14 protein-coding genes are annotated in these 15194 nt (G+C 41.5%); 3 read left to right on the forward strand and 11 right to left on the reverse strand.

Annotated features, from left to right (window positions below; genetic code table 11):
• Positions 1–367: 367 nt before the first annotated feature.
• Positions 368–1162, reverse strand: coding sequence for an RDD family protein (locus FIS9605_RS0111805; protein ID WP_026732765.1), 795 nt, complete (start codon positions 1160–1162; stop codon positions 368–370).
• A gap of 21 nt (positions 1163–1183) precedes the next feature.
• Positions 1184–2038 (reverse strand): hypothetical protein, encoded by an 855-nt coding sequence (locus FIS9605_RS0111810; RefSeq protein WP_026732766.1) that lies wholly within the window; start codon positions 2036–2038, stop codon positions 1184–1186.
• An 80-nt stretch (positions 2039–2118) separates the two neighbouring features.
• Between FIS9605_RS0111810 and FIS9605_RS0111815 the strand changes: the two genes are divergently transcribed.
• The 3 genes from FIS9605_RS0111815 (at position 2119) to FIS9605_RS0111825 (ending at position 4139) form a co-directional block, all read left to right on the forward strand.
• On the forward strand, positions 2119–3084 hold the full coding sequence (locus FIS9605_RS0111815; RefSeq protein ID WP_026732767.1) for a stage II sporulation protein M: 966 nt from the start codon (positions 2119–2121) through the stop codon (positions 3082–3084).
• A gap of 291 nt (positions 3085–3375) precedes the next feature.
• Positions 3376–3696 carry a hypothetical protein gene (locus tag FIS9605_RS0111820; RefSeq protein WP_026732768.1) on the forward strand — a complete coding sequence of 107 codons (321 nt, stop codon included), beginning with the start codon at positions 3376–3378 and terminating at the stop codon, positions 3694–3696.
• Positions 3696–4139 (forward strand): type II toxin-antitoxin system VapC family toxin, encoded by a 444-nt coding sequence (locus FIS9605_RS0111825; RefSeq protein ID WP_026732769.1) that lies wholly within the window; start codon positions 3696–3698, stop codon positions 4137–4139. Before FIS9605_RS0111820 ends, FIS9605_RS0111825 begins: the two co-directional genes overlap by 1 nt.
• A 136-nt stretch (positions 4140–4275) precedes the next feature.
• Here the strand turns inward: FIS9605_RS0111825 and FIS9605_RS0111835 are convergent, their stop codons facing one another.
• From FIS9605_RS0111835 to FIS9605_RS0111875, 9 genes are all read right to left on the reverse strand, one after another.
• Positions 4276–5613 (reverse strand): DUF58 domain-containing protein, encoded by a 1338-nt coding sequence (locus FIS9605_RS0111835; protein ID WP_026732770.1) that lies wholly within the window; start codon positions 5611–5613, stop codon positions 4276–4278.
• Positions 5614–5672: 59 nt separating this feature from the next.
• Positions 5673–6152, reverse strand: coding sequence for an RpiB/LacA/LacB family sugar-phosphate isomerase (locus FIS9605_RS0111840; protein ID WP_026732771.1), 480 nt, complete (start codon positions 6150–6152; stop codon positions 5673–5675).
• 100 nt (positions 6153–6252) lie between these two features.
• A complete protein-coding gene (locus FIS9605_RS0111845) occupies positions 6253–7203 on the reverse strand; it encodes an AAA family ATPase (protein ID WP_026732772.1) in 951 nt (316 codons plus the stop codon).
• A gap of 194 nt (positions 7204–7397) precedes the next feature.
• Positions 7398–8492, reverse strand: coding sequence for a DUF4350 domain-containing protein (locus FIS9605_RS0111850; protein ID WP_026732773.1), 1095 nt, complete (start codon positions 8490–8492; stop codon positions 7398–7400).
• A gap of 233 nt (positions 8493–8725) precedes the next feature.
• Positions 8726–9334: a DUF4129 domain-containing protein gene (locus tag FIS9605_RS0111855; RefSeq protein WP_026732774.1), complete on the reverse strand. Its 609-nt coding sequence runs from the start codon at positions 9332–9334 to the stop codon at positions 8726–8728.
• A gap of 136 nt (positions 9335–9470) precedes the next feature.
• A complete protein-coding gene (locus FIS9605_RS0111860; protein ID WP_026732775.1) occupies positions 9471–10355 on the reverse strand; it encodes an SDR family NAD(P)-dependent oxidoreductase in 885 nt (294 codons plus the stop codon).
• A 1277-nt stretch (positions 10356–11632) separates the two neighbouring features.
• Positions 11633–12289 carry a peptide-methionine (S)-S-oxide reductase MsrA gene (msrA, locus tag FIS9605_RS0111865; protein WP_026732776.1) on the reverse strand — a complete coding sequence of 219 codons (657 nt, stop codon included), beginning with the start codon at positions 12287–12289 and terminating at the stop codon, positions 11633–11635.
• Positions 12290–12526: 237 nt separating this feature from the next.
• Positions 12527–13426, reverse strand: coding sequence for a cyanoexosortase B (gene crtB / locus FIS9605_RS0111870; protein ID WP_026732777.1), 900 nt, complete (start codon positions 13424–13426; stop codon positions 12527–12529).
• Positions 13427–13656: 230 nt separating this feature from the next.
• Positions 13657–14838 (reverse strand): DegT/DnrJ/EryC1/StrS family aminotransferase, encoded by a 1182-nt coding sequence (locus FIS9605_RS0111875; protein WP_026732778.1) that lies wholly within the window; start codon positions 14836–14838, stop codon positions 13657–13659.
• Between the last annotated feature and the right edge of the window lie 356 nt (positions 14839–15194).

The following is a 15194-nucleotide window of genomic DNA, read 5'->3' on the forward strand; positions in this document are numbered from 1 at the left end:
CTTTCAGCCTCAAAACGAGAACGTTCGGATTTCAAACGAGAACTTTCTAGTTTCAAACGAGAATGTTCTAGTTCAAAACGAGAATGTTCTAGAACCTCAATTCAGTAATCCTAAAAACCCAGTTTCTGTTCCTGAAAAGACCAATTTTTCGTTGGCTGTAGAGACGCGTACGCCGCAGGCGTTCCCGCAGGGTAATTTCGTGTCTCTACAAATAAACGTGGTTTTTTAGCCCTTAGGTTGAATACTGAATTGATGTTCTAGTAGTCTGCCACAAAGATTTTGACAGGCTAAGGGAGTTCGTAGTAAGTACTAAGCGTGCTTAAGTGAGGGCTAAACCCTCACTACAAACCTGTGCGATCGCCCACTATCACCTTTGACCAAAATCTCCCAATTTTTGATAAGCAAGGTAAATTGCTTCTAAAAATACATCAGGGCTGACACTTTCTGGTAATTCTTCTAAATTAATAATAGCTTTTACCTGCTTGGCGAGTCGCAGAGCGACTGAACCTCTAGCTTTTGATGACATTCCGTCACGTCTGAGCAAATACTCGCGAATTACAGCAAAATCATCGGGTAACATCGCTGATATATGAGCTGTTTGCAATAATTGTTCAGAGATTAATGTTGCCTGTTCTGAAACAGTGAAAGTTGTTGATGGAGAGTTTGGTTGGGTTTGAATCACAATCGTACCAGCCACCCAATCACCCAAACGTTTTTCGCGGCGACTAAAAATAATCAGAAATGCTCCTAAAAAAAATGTATCGTCAATAGGTCGTAGTAAGGCACGCAGCACCGCTTGTTGCAATCGAATTGTGCGTCCATTGTCCTTAATAACGCGAATCTTCGCAATGCGTTTGCCGGGGGTTTGACCTTGCCACAAAGTTTCAAAAAAGACAAAATATCCTGTGTAAATGGAATAATTGACTAATAGGGCGATCGCAAATAACCAAATGCCTATCTTGTCACTGCCAACAATCTTGATTAACCAATCCAATAGCTGAGCAGAAATTGTTAGCCAAGCAATCAGAAAGGCAATTAACATCAAAGCCAAGACAAGATAATCAATTAGCAAAGCCCAAGCACGATTACCAATTCCAGCCAGAATAAATTCGAGTTCTACGCTTTCTGGCGTTTGGTATTTAACACGATTAAAAATGTGCATTGCAGTCAAAACTAATAGTTTTTAAATTTCGTAATCGCGCAACTTCAAGCCTAGACCCTCTCTACGACTCCTCAGATCGTAGTATATTACTGCTTTGATAGCTTGCCAAAATGGTAAAATAAATGCTCCACTGGCAAAACTTAAAATCATAATTAGCACGACAAAAAGCAGGTTAAAAACAACAGAATTTTGTTGTAATAATGGTGCAAAAGCTAACTGAAGAATAGTGCTAATAATCTGAACAACAATTTGGATAGGTATTGTGATCAAGAACGCAACAAGCGATATCAAAAGAATCCGCCAGACGTAACCCTTAGTTAACTCCCAGCTACGACCAATTGTTGACGTACCATCCACATTATCTTCAATAGCAAGGGGAACTTCTACCAAATAAAATCTTGTCATTAACCAAAAAATCGCTCCTATTACGACAATACCGACCACAATAGCTAGCAGGCCAAAAAGGATATATGTAGCAGGATTTCCTTGTTGACCTATTCCCCCAAACAGCACCGCTGATAAAACACCAGAAAATATAAATAAAACCGCAACACCGATACCAATTCCCACACTCAAAAGAAATATTAACAGCATCGTGATGAAAAACTGCCATAACCTAGAATTGACAAACCGCTGACCGGAGGAAATACTTTCGGGTTGATTGACCAACTCACCAAAAGCCAAACGGGTAATCAGTGCTGCAAGGGCATAAAACTTTGCCCAACCATAAAACGGAACAATTAACCACACGTAAGCTTTCAAAGCAAGTAAAAAATATTCTTTCAGGTGAGAGCGATATAGTCGTAATCCCGCACTGACAACATTACCCAAGCTCAATGGTTGGATGGGGCTAGGAGAACCCTGATTAAATGACATGATTTCCAATACTCCTGTTATTTACGGTATTAAATTTGAGGCTATCTTAAGCTAAGTAAAAGCTAGTATTCCCAAAATTTATGAATATTCAACGTTGGATTGCACGGCGAGAACCAAATTGGCAACGTTTGGAAACGCTGTTAAGACGGGTAGAAAAAAAGGGGCTAAAATCGCTGCAAGCAGCAGAAATTAGAGAGTTAGCAAGTTTATATCGTTCTGTCTCCGCAGATTTAGCACGTGCCCGCACTCAACAAGTTAGTAATACTCTGATCCAAAATTTACAATCATTAACAACACGTGCCTACACACAAATTTATCAAGGTTCGCGGCGACAAGAATGGCAAGCAGTACTGGAATTTTACTGTTGGGGATTGCCAAGTACGATACAGCAGACATTGCCGTATATTGCTTTTGCCACCGCCTTGTTTTTGCTGGGGGCGTTAGTTGCTTGGTGGTATGCATGGCAAGATCCCAGCTTTTTATCGCTAATAGTACCCGAAAGTATGGTTAGCAAAGTTCGCGATGAACATGAATTATGGATGGGATCAATTGTTGGGATTGAACCTTTGGCATCTAGCAACATTATGATTAATAACTTGTCGGTGTCTTTTGGTGCGGTTGCTGGTGGAATTACAGCTGGGGCATACACAGCGTTTTTAATGGTGTTTAATGGTTTATTGATTGGTGCTGTTGGCACTCTCGTAGGACAAAACAATCTTGCTTATCCTTTTTGGGCGTTTGTATTTCCACATGGTGCTTTAGAATTACCGGCAATTTTTTTCGCTGGTGGTGCAGGTTTTTTGTTAGGAAAAGCACTTTTATTTCCTGGTCAATATCGCCGTGCCGATGCATTTAAATTCTACGGTTCTCAGGCAGTGCAGTTAGTATTTGGCATCGTGCCAATGTTAATTATTGCTGGCATCATTGAGGGTTTTTTCTCTCCTAATCCTCGCGTGCCATTACCTTTAAAATACTTGGTTGGGATGGGATTATTTATGCTTTTGGTAGGCTATTGTCGCCGCAGTAAAGATAGATTAAGTCTCTAATTTAGAGGTGATTTATAAAGTGAATATTAAGACCTCTAATCCTTACTTTGATTGTAGATCCTCCCTTAATCCCCCCTTAAAAAGGGGGGAAGTAATTTCTAGCCCCCCTTTTTAACTTCCTTACCATCCAGAGATATTTATGTTAACGAACCACATAGACGCGCGCAGAGCGGCTTTTCGTAACTATCAGCAAATTATTGTAGCGTTGAGGCTATAAGGCTGATGAACAAAATTGACCAAACGATACCAAGGTTCCCGATAAAATAAAAAGGAAGTAATTAAAGGTGAAAGATGACTACCAAAGAATTATTAATCCAAGAAATAGAAACTTTACCACCGGAGTTGTTAACAAAAGCACTCGATTTGATTCGTTCTATTAAGGTTAACTATACAAAAAAAGAGTCGGAACCAGTGCAACAAGAATCTATCTCCTTAACCGATTCTACAGAAACTTCCAGCGAGAAAGAGCAACTTACATACCGTCCCGCTTCCGGACGTTCTATCCTGCGACACGCTGGTACTTGGGAAGGTGACGACTTTGAGGAATGTCTTCAGTCAGTATATGCTACCCGTGGTAAAGCTAAATTTGATGAAGAAAACCCATTTGAATAATGTATTTACTAGATACGAATCATTGTAGTGCGATTATTTTAGGCGAGCCAAATGTTATTCGTCGCATCAGTGAAGTTGGAGAAAATAACATTGCAACTTGCATAATTGTGCAGGGCGAACTTACATTCATGATGGAAAAATCCCAACGGAGGGAAACAAATCTGGCTCGGTTGGCAGAATTTATAGAAGATATTCGCATTTACTTGTTAACGGAAGACACAGCTACCATTTACGGTCAATTAAAAGCGGCTTTATTCCATCAATTTGCACCTAAGAATAAAAACAAACGGCGAAAAACTAAAATCGCCGATTTGGGTTTTGATGAAAATGACCTTTGGATAGCTGCGATCGCACTGCAAAATCATCTAACTGTTGTTTCCAGAGATAGCGATTTTTCGCGAATTCAAAAGGTGAGAAGCTTTTCTTTAGAATCTTGGGTTTGATTTGCTGCAATTGGAAATTTCTTGTTGATATATCAGTTGATTGGAGATGATGGTAGCAAAACTAGTTTAGATGTTAAAATTCCTCGTCCCCTTGTGGGCGAGGAATTTGATAATGGGTAATGGGCCAATTACCAAATCATAGTAAATTTCGCGCCTTGAGTTGCAAATATTTATCTACTAACTGTTCTGTAATCTGATTTGCTGGTGCATCTAGTACTAATACGCCTTTCTGTTTCAGTTGGGCAAATGCTAACTGTCGCTGTGCTAATAAGTCTAAAGCAACTGCACGGGTGTATGCAGTAGCAACCCCTCCTAAGTCATCAGAAGGGGGAATGTGTGCTAGACGATCTACTTGGGGATCGCGCAAAGTCACTGCAAAGGAAAGATAGCGCGGTGTGAGTCTAGAAAGTGCAATCAGAAGTTCGGCAGAGGCGGTACTATCAACTATGTCGGTAATAATGACTATCAGCGCCCTGCGGGTTTGCTGCTGGACTACATGAGTTACCGCACCCATATAATCAGATTCAAGTAAAACTGGTTGAATCGGAGTCAGACGGTCAATTATACTACCTAAATGGTTTTGTCCGCGTTCTGGGGGAATCCACGTATGCATCTGGCGATCAAATACACCTACACCAACGCGATCGCCCCTATGTAAACCCGCCAAAGCTAAAGATAATGTTGCATTCAAACCCCAGTCAAATCGCCGCAAACCCTGCACTCTTGCTGTCATCAATCTTCCCCGATCTAGCAAAATCAGCAAAGTTTGCTCTTGTTCCGGTTCTAACACCCTCACTAATGGCGATGAATTGCCGTAAGTACCCACCCGACGCGCAGTCGCTTTCCAATCAATAAACCGCAAATCATCGCCAGTACGATAGTTCCGCAATTCGGCAAACTCTGTACCGATGCCTAACTGGCGAAATTGACGCATAGAACCAGAAGATTGCAGTGTCAGACGAACAGAAAGCGATCGCAATCCCACCAAATCTGGATAAACCCAAACTTTTAGACTTTGGGGAATCTTCCAATCATCCCAAGCTAACCCCCAAGCACTGAGTTGTCGTACCTGAATATCCCCCCAAGGAAACTCTCCCCGCTGTGTTGGCTGAACAGTATAAGTCAATTCCTGAGTAGTTTGGCTGAGAATAACAGCGCTTAGTGTTGGCAGAGATACTCTAAACTCAGCTGGGTAATAGTCGCGAATTTGGATTACAGCCTTCGCCTTTCCCGATGTGACTCGCAGCACAACCAGATTATCTCGCCCCACAGATAATCGCGGTAGTAATTCGCGTAACACCTGTACTCGATGACGGCGAACTCGCACAGCATCCACAACCATTAATGCCAAAACTACCACATCAAATAGCAAAGTAATAGCGATGCTAGTGGAAATGCTGAGAAACACAGCTAAAATTGGGGCGATCGCAATTCCCAAAATTAACAATAAATAAACTCGTCTGGCAGGAATCATATTTAAGAAATTGGAACTAAGTGAACCAAATTAAACAGGGGAATTTTTAGCGATCGCATTTATTCTTTGGCAAACTGTTGCTTCTCCAACTGGGCAATATCCTGCATCGAGTTTTGTAACCATTCTTGAATACTTGCTTCCCATCCCTGAGTAAACTCGGTGTTCAACCAAGTGTCAACAATAGCCAAAGCGTCTTCAGGTGAGGTAATGAACCCTCCCAAAGTGAGGATATTGGAGTTATTGATCGAGCGAGATTTTTCAGCTGCATTTGGATTCTCGCACACAGCCGCATAAACACCAGGGTGCTTGTTAGCGATGATAGCCATCCCCATACCAGTGCCACATACTAGGATACCCCGTTCCGCTTGTTGGTTTCCTACCCTTTGAGCTACCACAGTTGCTGTTTCATAATAAGGCGTGGTGGCAGTGCGATCGCCAATACCTAAGTCTTCTACTTCTATGCCTTTATTAAGTAGATGTTGCTTAACTGCTTCCTTCAGTTCAAATCCATAGAAATCGGCTCCCAGTGCAATTTTCATGGCTATTTTCCTCACCCTAGTTTTAGAAAAATCTTACTGTTGTTATTACAGTTATTTTTTTGGGGCTTACGCATTTTTAACAAATACTTTCCCATCAAGCTCACCTTGGTACTGGTACTTTATTTAGTATCGATGCGATCGCCGCATCTATTTGCAAACCATCCAGCAGCGCTTCCGGTTTAAGAATCAGGCGATGACGCAACAACGGAGGTGCTACTGCTTTCACATCATCTGGAGTGACAAAATCCCGTCCTGCTAAGTATGCAGTTGCTTGCGCTGTCACAAACCAAGAATTAGCAGCGCGAGGTGATGCACCCAAAGCTAAATCTGGATGCTGTCGCGATGCACGTACCAATGCCAACAGATAATCAATAATCGCCTCTGAAACTTTCACTTGTTTGGCTTCTTGCCGTGCCTGTAAAATTTCGGGTACTATGGCTACAGGTTTAAGACGGGCTATATCAAAGCGACGTGCTGCAAAACCCGCCTGTCGATTTAATAACATTTGCTTTTCTGCTGCTTCATCGGGGTAATCTACCACCAACTTGAATACAAACCTATCTAGTTGCGCTTCTGGCAAGGGATAAGTACCTTCAAATTCCAAGGGGTTTTGGGTTGCAATCACCCAAAATAACTCAGGTAAGGGTAAACTTTCACCATCCAGCGTTACCTGCATTTCTTCCATAGCTTCCAGCAACGCCGCCTGTGTTTTGGGGGGAGTACGGTTAATTTCATCTGCCAACAGCACTTCGGTAAACACTGGCCCCTTTTTCAAGGTAAAACTGCGGCTATTTAAATCAAAAATATTCGTACCGATAATATCGGCAGGCAATACATCTGGCGTGAGTTGAATGCGGCGAAACTCCGCTTGAATTATCTGTGCCAGCACTTTTACCAAGAGTGTTTTACCTGTTCCTGGTACTCCTTCCAAAATAACGTGTCCACCCGCAAGCAACGCTATCAGTAGCTGTTGTACCAGAATGGATTGTCCGACAATGACTCGGTTCAGCGCTTGGCTAAGGCGATTAAATACAGAATGGCTTTCGCTCATGTTGTTATTTATACTGTTATTGGTTAGTGGTTGGTTGTTGGTTGTTGTTTGGTAGTTGGTACTACTAATCAATGTACAGAGGTGCCATGGCACGTCTCTACAACCACTAACCACTAACCAACAACTACCAACAAAACGTGATATTTATGTTTATTTACGCACAGTTACTTATTTCAGCAAGTAATTTTTAATTTTTAATTTTTAATTTTCCGTAGGGTTTGCCATTTCCCCAACCAGCTAATCAAGTCTCGTTCGCTGATGCGGTGTTTTCGAGATTGTTGCTGCAAAACAGCATCTAGTTCTGCCGTAGCAATACCTATTTGCTGCTGCCAAGCATTGACTAAAGTTTGCTTATCTAGTAATTCTGGCCCTAATCCCAAGGCTTTTTGAAGTTGCAGTTGTTCTTGTTTACCGATCGTATCAATCACAAAGTCGGTGGATTGAGCTTTTTGCAGCACTCCTGCTAATGCTTGGATGTAGGCCTCGCTGTTATCAAGTTCTGGTGTATCTAAAGCTACTAGCTTACCAAAACGGCGATTCTGCGCCCAAATGAGCACCACTAGCAAAATGCCTGCCTGGATAAATGCAGGAAATAATGGGGTTTTAATTAAATAACTGAATAAGTTCCCTTCGCCTTCACTCTTTCTGACATCCGCATCTTTGTAGCCGTGGATGTACTCATCTACAAATACTAAGTTATTTTTTTGTGTAACTAAATTAGCTAAATACTGGAAATTACTTAAATAATCTTGATAGGCATTAGCAGCCAAGTGGGGAGTAGTAGAAAAAATAACTTTGCCTTGACCATGTTTTTCTTCCCAGACAATAGCACCAAAGCGATCGCCTAAAGAAATTTTCCCGTTCTTTGATACAGAAGGCTTTCGTCGTCGCGTTGCGATTTTGACATCACCAAAGGGTGAGTTTTGCATGGTGCTAAACTTAGCCGCTGTCACCTTTGCGCCCACACCTAGAACTACTAAAGTATTGCCAGCCTTTACCCATTCTTTTTGTTCAGACAATAGAATTGGTTCACTTAACAGGCTATTAATTCTCAAGAGAGTGACGGGACGTTCCTCTACCTTTAAATCCCCAAAAGGCTTTTGCCAGCGCTTGATCGTCGTACCGCGTTCTTGCATAAAAGCATACCAAGCACCATAGCCATCAGGGGCGCGGCTATAGGTGGAACCACTATTAATTTTGCTACTACTGGGAGCAGCGATGAAGGTAAGTAAGATTATTACTGCTGTGGCGATCGCACCTAGCCAGACAAGACGGTTTGAGCGTTTCATATCAAAAGGCTAATGGTTAATAGCTAATGGTAACAGAGCAATTAAGTAGGTAGACGGGAATAAACATAACTATGTCAAGACATATAAAAATGCCTGTAAGGGCAAAGCATTTGTATGTATATCTTGATATCAAAACTGAATGTACTAGTACAAATGCTTTGCCCCTACCCAATGACGAATGACGAATGACAAATGACGATCGTAGCGAGTTAACTTTATTTGTGCCGATCTACTTAGCTATTAACTATCTCTTGATATGCCTGCTGACACTGCTCATAATTTTCCGGTAAAATTTCGGTGCTGCCAAAACACAATCGTTCGTGAGTGGTAATCAAAGTCTCGTAAGGCTGGATTTGCGGACGAGATAAGCCTAGCAATTGCAGATATTCACCATCAGTGCGGCTTTTTTTGTGAGGGAGAATGGCTTTTTCGTGCAAGTGCTGCAACATCGCCAAATAAAGACAGCGACAAGCCTCTCGGTAATTTTCCTGACGGTAAAATTCTTGCGATCGCGCCAACAAATTAGCTACCGACAATTCATTGTCTTGAACTTTAGCATCAGAATTATTAAGATTACTACCTCTAGCAAGCCAGGAATATAAATAAGGACTAAATTCTCGCCACAACTGCCAAACCAACCAAGCTAAGAACAAGCCTAGTCCTAGCCAAAACAAAAACTTCAACAGTGATATGAACCAAGGATCTATCGACCATCCAGAAGGTAATTCTGGCAGCGTCGCATCGAAGCGAGACAACTGGTATTCAAACCATTCTCCCACTTGTTGCTGAAACAGAGAAATCTGCCAACCCCAACTAGTCTTTTCAAAAGAATCCGTCGTCATATCATTACAGAACCGTCAACTGCCATAATTTGTGTTTGTATGAATGTACTAGAGAAAGATAATTCGCTGAATTAAGTAAGCGCTTACCAATTTGAGCTTGGATGTAATTGAGTTTAGCGATCGCTTTGACTATTGTCTATCTGAGTTTTGCAAAACTATCCGAAACCCGTGAAAAATCCGGCCATAAATCCAAAGTGACTCTGGATAGTCCTTTTATTTGTTTTTTCACAGGCTGTTGTGTTTTTGGTGCTTGAGGTTGGGGAGTTGCCAATTGTAAAATCATCTCCAGCAACCAAGGACAAAGGCGTTGACACCATACTGCTAAATGACTGTGCCATCCAACTAAAATTTCCGGTGAATCTTTTTGCAATCCACAGATGAATGCTTTAGCCACTCGTTGGGGAGTCATCGGCATCACCCAGCGAAATAACTTTAAGTCGCGCACCATGTCTGTATCTGTAAGAGTTGGCAGTAATGCTAACACCGGGATATTGTATGGGGCTAGTTCGCGGCGTAAAGCTTGAGTGAAACCTAAAATCGCAAATTTGGTAGCTGAATAAGTCGCCATAGTTGGTGCAGCCACCTTCCCCATCAAGCTAGAAACATTAACTATTGTTCCTTCCCTTCGGCTTGCCATGCGTCTAGCCATCATATGAGTTAGGGTGTAGGTTCCCAACAAATTCAGAGAAAGTTCCTCTTGAACCTGGGGTAGTTTAGATTGCAAAAAGGAATTTTGGTAGGCTACGCCTGCACAGTTTACCAGCAAATGAATCGGGCCATAACTGCGCCAAAGTTGGGCAACGGCAACATTCACAAACACTGGCTTAGTCAAGTCTAATGCCATGATTGTGGTTTCTACTCCCATCGCCTCTATTTCTTTAGCCACCTCTGCTAACTTTTGGCGATCGCGTGCAACTAAGATCAGCCGCTTCATGCCTTGTTGCGCCAGTTCCAGAGCAATGGCACGCCCAATACCACGGGAAGCCCCAGTAATTAGAGCTACCTTGCCTTGAATATTCATGGATTTGAACCTCCATACTTCCAGTCTTACCGCACCTTAGTCATACAATCGCTATCAGAGCTTTTCCGCAATTGAGTACAAAGTAAGACAAATTATTGAATCTATTGAATTTCACTTAAAATCCAAAGCCGAAAATTAACACTTCACGCGATCGGCAGAATGGATATAACTCATAATTTACTCCTCTCCTAGATACTAGGATTCACCTGTATCGCTAATTGCCTTACACACTTTAACAATTAAAACAAGTACCTGCAATATTTGTTAATAAGAATATCTTAATAATTCTTAAAAACAAAAGTATATGAAGTATGTATATATAGACTGAGCAATATTTTTTTATATAAGTTATTCTTAATAATTGTTGATTAATATCTTGATTTTCTGACAACCAGTTCAAACTTTTCCTATTTTCCCAAAAAAGAGGCTATTTACCGGAATTTTCACAGCTAATCCATAGCTGAAACACAATACAGACATATATCGTCTATATACTAATTATTGACTTAACTAGTTAGCAAATTAAGATTTACGTCTGATGTAAATTAAAATGGCAGACAAAAATCATATTTTGGAAATCGTTCACAGATGTACTGGGTACTGGTGAGACCACTTCCCGTCTTGGCTTGGTGCCAGATGGGAAAGTGGCGTAGACGCCCCTTGTGGGCGGTGAGCAGCGCGCTCCAAAGGGGGTTTCCACGCCACGTGCTACAACGCTTGGTACACCCGCAACGCAGTGGCTCCCCATGAGCGACTGCGTAGACGCGCGCAGCGCGGTGAGCAGCGCGGTCTTGGGGGTTCCCCCCATGAGCGACTGCGAACCCGAAGGGCTTCTCGCAGAGTACCCGAAGGGCTTCTCGTAGAGTAGGGTGATTGGGTACTGTTGCTCCCTAGTCCCGTGTTCATCGGTGGTCGTTATCATATGAAAACTGGATGTTTGCAATCAATTTAGTACTTGGTATGGCTATGCAAGTTCAGTAAATTCAAATTGGACGCGATTTAGAAACACAGATAATTAGGACGATTTAATCAGAAATAAAATGACAAATATAATATAAAGAAGCAAAAGGAGGTAAGCGCCTGTAGAATAGTAAAAAATTAAAATTTATAAGCAATTCCTACATTTTTTAACTTTTAAATACTTCGCGTGCAATCAGAATTAAAAAGGCAGAAGGCAAAAAGAGAACCCAAAAATTGGCTATTGAGGGCGAATTTTTGGGGTTCCCCTCCTACCTTCTTCACTTATGTGGAACAGCCGAACTGTGTGCATCTGTCCATCAAGATTCAATTAATCCTACAGGACAAGCAACATTTGTTCCTCCTAACCCGCAATACCCACCAGGGTTTTTGCCTAAGTATTGCTGATGGTAATCTTCCGCGTAGTAAAATTCTGGTGCATCGAGGATTTCTGTAGTAATCTTTCCATGACCTGCATTGCTGAGAGCTTTTTGATATGCGTCCCGCGATGCTTCTGCTAGCTTTCTTTGTTCTTCAGAATACACATAAATCCCAGAGCGGTATTGAGTACCAACGTCATTACCTTGACGCATTCCTTGGGTAGGGTCGTGGTTTTCCCAGAATACTTTGAGTATGTCAGTGTAACTAATCACTTTGGGATCGTATACAACGCGCACCACTTCGTTATGACCAGTCATTCCAGTACAGACTTCCCTATAGGTGGGGTTAGGAGTGATCCCAGCAGCGTAACCCACTGCGGTAGTGAAAACTCCAGGAAGTTGCCAAAATTTGCGTTCTGCACCCCAAAAGCACCCCATCCCAAACATGGCCATTTCCATACCTGCCGGGAAAGGAGGCAGGATAGGATTACCGTTGATATAGTGACGGTTGGTTACTGGCATAGACTCTGCTCGTCCAGGCAAAGCTTCTTCATGAGTGGGCAAGGTTAATTTTTTACCAAATCCAAATAGCACCATTGACTTAGACTCTGATTGGTGAAAATTATTTTTACTTTACTTAATATTATGAACTACCCTTGCACAACACTAAGCGCTAAGTGCAGGTTAAATAATTGCAACCGTCATTCTGGTCTGTCAACAAAGTTTTGATGGGTTCGTAGTCAGGACTTTAGTTCTGAATTTTTAAGCACTGAAGTGCTTACTACAAACCATTAAAATTAATGACACAGACTACTACTAACAAATGACTAATGACTATTGACCATTGGCTCGTTCTTGCTCAATTACAGCGGGTTCAGAGAAATAACTATTAATTTTATTCAGAATCGGTATTAATAGCACCAGCATCACAGCAGAGAACATGTCCCCACCCCAACTGTCATGCAGCCAGTGAAAAGCAGCTTCTTGACCTGTACCATGAAAATACGTAAGTAAAGTGTTGCGAATGATATTGCCGCTAACACTAATTAATACGGCTATTGATAAAAACGAAATGGTTTTATGGCGGGAAGACAAAGCACCAGTCCAATAAAGTAGCATCAAGCCAACATAGAGAGTAGTAAACAACATTTTTAACCCTGCACAGTAGGGAGCCACTTCTACAATGCGTCCTCCTACATATATGTTGATTTCATCAACAGTTACTGCCATACCAAACTGATTTAAAATAAAACCCGCAGTGCCAGCGATGAAGCTTTGTAGAGGAAAGGTATAGGGAGCAATTAAATAAGGTACTAGCGTTGGCGTTGCTAGAAAAACTAACAGCAGGGGAAATCTTTGCAATTTCAAACCTGGAATTCCTTTGAACCACAAGCATAATCCTGTCAGTATGGTGGGAAAGGAAAGATTAACCCATTCACTGATACCACTTAGATAAAAAATGCCTCCTACTAACAAAAATACAGCACCTAAGGGATGGATACGATTTGGTAGTCTTTGCCATAACTTCCGATTTTTCCAAGTTATATAAGCAGCGAAAGGTAAACCAATAATACCGTGACTAAAATATTCGTGTTCTGTACTAATATTTTTGTTCAGCCAACCATCTAACCAATGGAGTAAAAGGGGAGCATAAAGCAGCCCCAAAATACCTAAAATGCCTAGGCTTAATAATTGTGGTGAAATAGTATGTTGAAATTGACGCTGGTTCAGCATAATTTTTAGCAATAGTCATTAGTCATCGATCATTAGTCATTAGTCATTTGTTAGTAGTTGTAGAGACGTGCCATGGCACGTCTCTACATTGGTTAGTGGTTAGTGGTTAGTGGTTGGTGGTTGGTTGTTGGTGGTTAGTGGTTAGTGGTTATTCCCCAACTTCTTCCACTCTTCCACTCTTCCACTCCCCCACTCTCCCCATCTCCCTTATCTCTGCCTTCTGCCTTAATTCAAGCTAATAAAAGCTTTTCGGAAGGAGAATTAGTTGCTAGTGTATGGGCGATCGCACCTGTGATTTCCTGAATTTGGCTATTGCTCAAACCTGGATACATCGGCAACGATAAAATTTGCTTTGCCAGCATTTCTGCATGAGGAAAGTTACCGACTTGATAACCTAAATCAGAAAATGCTGGCTGGAGATGACAGGGAATGGGGTAGTGAATGCCTGTTTGAATTCCTGCGGCTGTTAGTTGTTCTTGGAGTGCAGAACGTTCTATAGGACAAGTTTCACAAACTCTGATTACGTACAAGTGATAAACGTGTCCCTCGCCGCTGTGGTTTTTTATAGGGATAATTCCGCTTGCTGCTAGGGGTGCTAGTTGAGTAGCATACTGCTGGGCGATATTTAGGCGATCGCGATTCCACTGCGGTAGATATGGTAATTTTTGCTGCAATACTGCTGCCTGGATCGTATCTAAACGGCTATTTGTACCTGCTTCTGTATGAAAATACTTTCGGGATGCCCCATAATTCCGCAAGCGTACCATTTTTTCAGCTACATCTGGATCTCGCGTAACGAGCATTCCCCCGTCACCAAATCCTCCCAAATTCTTGCTGGGATAAAAACTAAAAGCTGCTGCTATCCCTACTGAACCAGCGCGATATCCCTCTCGTTCGGCTAGATGTGCCTGTGCGGCGTCTTCAAAAATTAGTAGTTTGTAGGTGTCGGCTAAATCCAAAAGCTGTTTTGGCGATACCATTTGACCATAAAGATGCACAGGAATAATAGCTTTGGTTTTTGAAGTAATTGCCTTTGCGGCTGCGTTTAAATCAATTAAAGCTGTTTGGGGATCGCAATCTACAAAAATCGGTTTTGCACCTGCACGTAACACGCCAATTAATGTTGCTACAAAAGTATTGGCTGGCAAAATCACTTCATCTCCAGAACTAATATTACAAGCTTGTAAACCAAGGGCGATCGCATCAGTTCCACAGGCAACACCAATTCCATATTTTGTATCAGAAACCGCAGCAAATGCTGCTTCAAAATCTGAAAGTGTTTGCCCTAAAACAAAATCTCCTTGTTTCAATATATTCTCAATTGCCTGTAGGAGATGATTGTAAATTGGTTGGTGTTGTAAATTCAAGTCAACAAAAGGAATTGCTATTGATAGATTATTATTCATTTTCATAAATACTCAAAAATTCGATTTCAAAAAATAGTAGATATTAGTTAGTTGTTGTTTGTTATTTGTTGTTTGAAACAACCACCAATCAACGACCAACTACCAACGACTAACAATTCCCTATTCCGATTAGTGTTATCTTACCCAAGTAGAATCGGATACTAACGTAGTCAAGGATTAAAATTAGCAATACTGAGTATAATCATAACCAAGGAGAAAGAATATCTGTATGGCTCTTAGGCAAAAAAGTAGACCCTTAGCACTGCCTTACTGAAGTAAAAACTTTCGGTCAGTGAAAAATTTTACTCCCACCTTGTTGATCCGACAGAAAATTGGGGAATGCTTAAAAATAGCAAATAACC

The organism is Fischerella sp. PCC 9605, assembly GCF_000517105.1.
Lineage (GTDB): Bacteria > Cyanobacteriota > Cyanobacteriia > Cyanobacteriales > Nostocaceae > PCC9605.